The organism is Embleya scabrispora DSM 41855 (assembly GCF_000372745.1).
GTDB lineage: Bacteria > Actinomycetota > Actinomycetes > Streptomycetales > Streptomycetaceae > Embleya > Embleya scabrispora.
On sequence record NZ_KB889650.1, the window covers coordinates 1 to 1,350 of the forward strand.

At 71.1% G+C, this 1,350-nt stretch carries 1 protein-coding gene; it reads right to left on the reverse strand.

Annotated features, from left to right (window positions below; translation table 11 throughout):
• Window positions 1-83: 83 nt before the first annotated feature.
• Window positions 84-1,079, reverse strand: a complete 996-nt coding sequence (locus tag A3IC_RS0115465; RefSeq protein ID WP_020550949.1) for an NAD-dependent epimerase/dehydratase family protein — start codon at window positions 1,077-1,079, stop codon at window positions 84-86.
• Window positions 1,080-1,350 lie beyond the last annotated feature (271 nt).

The window sequence follows — 1,350 nt, forward strand, 5'->3', positions numbered from 1 at the left end:
GGGGGGTCGGCCATGGGCGTGAGCGTGGCGAGGTGGGGGTGGCCGGGGGGCTTGGTCGTGGTGGGGGCGGCCTGGGAAGGGGGCTAGATTTCGGCGAACTCTGCCATGCCGTGGGCGAATTCGATTTTTGCCTGCCAGCCGAGTTCGGTCTCCATGCGGGCTGCCGAGGCGGTGATGTGGCGGACGTCGCCCAGGCGGTATTCGGCGGTCGTGATCGGGGGTGGGCCGGCGTGTGCCTCGGACAGGGCCGTAGCCATTTCGCCCACCGTGTGGGGGACGCCCGTGGCGACGTTGTAGGCGCGGAGACCGTGGCCGGAGCGGTCCAGGGCGGCCAGGTTGGCGGTGGCGACGTCGCGGACGTGGACGAAGTCGCGGCGTTGGCCGCCGTCTTCGTACACCCTCGGGGGCAGGCCGGCACGCAGCATCGAGCGGAAGATCGCGGCGACGCCGGCGTACGGGGTGTCCAGCGGCATCCTCGGGCCGTAGACGTTGTGGTAACGCAGCGCCGTGGCCACACCGCCGGTGGCCCGGGCCCAGGCGCCGGCCAGATGTTCCTGGGCGAGCTTGGTCGCGGCGTACACGTTGCGCGGATCGGGCGCGGCCTCCTCGCAGATCCGGCCGGGCGTCACCGCCTGCCCACAAGTCGGGCACGGCGGTTCGAAGCAGCCGGCCATCAACGCCTCGACCGGCCGCGGACCCGGCACCACCTCACCGTGTTCGGCGCAGTGGCCCAGCCCCTCGCCGTAGACGACCATCGAACTCGCCAGCACCAGACAACCGATGCCCGCCCGCGCCATCGCGGCGAGCAACACCGCGGTCCCCAGGTCGTTGCAACCGACGTAGTCCGGCGCATCGTTCAGATCCAGACCCAAGCCGACCTTGGCGGCCTGGTGGCAGACCGCGTCCATACCGACCAACGCCCGTTCCACGACCGCCGGATCGCGCACATCACCCTGTACCGCGTCCACACTCTCGACCAACGCCAGGTCGAGCACCCGCACCTCATGTCCCGCTTCGGTCAGACACTCGACGACGTGTGCTCCGATGAACCCGGCGCCGCCGGTGACCAGGATTCTCATGCCACCAACGCTAGGTCGAGGAACCCCGCCCAACCACGCGACTCGCGCCAATGTCACCCATTCGTAAGACCTCCCCCACACACCACCCCAACCCGCCAAACCCCCGACACGTCAGCACCCCCACCCCCGGCCACCCCCAATCGCCACGCTCACGCCCATGGCCAAACTCCCACCCCCACCCCCGACCGCCCCCACAACTCCGGCCACCCCCAGCCGAGCGCACTCCCCCCCCCCGGACCCCTCGGACCGGCCACACCCCCGACCCGGACCG

Coding starts and splice junctions, on each gene's coding strand:
- A3IC_RS0115465 (WP_020550949.1), bottom strand. CDS start 1,079: ATGAGAATCCTGGTCACCGGCGGCGCCGGGTTCATCGGAGCACACGTC.